Consider the following 263-nt stretch of genomic DNA (forward strand, 5'->3'; position numbering starts at 1 on the left):
TGTTATTGATTTTTAATTGTTCATTATAAACTCTGAATTAATGACCTATACGATCAAGCTTTTGTATCAGTTCCATTTTTATGTCGTCAGGCGTTTGGCTGTGCCAATAGCCTCCGACGTAAGCAAACAGCGGTAACATAAACATTACCGTCAGTAACATAATCAGCAATCCTCTGGCAGACAGTTTAATACCATTGCGAGTGCTTAATTGCAGCGCCTCTTTTTTAGGACACGCTGACACACAACGCATGCAGGCTTGGCAC

Annotated in this window: 1 protein-coding gene; it reads right to left on the reverse strand. The window is 41.1% G+C overall.

Features of this window, described 5'->3' with window-relative positions:
• Positions 1-37 precede the first annotated feature (37 nt).
• Positions 38-263 (reverse strand): hypothetical protein (locus AAEY88_RS14100; RefSeq protein WP_350563385.1); only part of this gene is annotated, 226 nt, incomplete at its 5' end.

The sequence above is a fragment of the Psychrobacter sp. CAL346-MNA-CIBAN-0220 genome, assembly GCF_040309805.1.
Lineage (GTDB): Bacteria > Pseudomonadota > Gammaproteobacteria > Pseudomonadales > Moraxellaceae > Psychrobacter.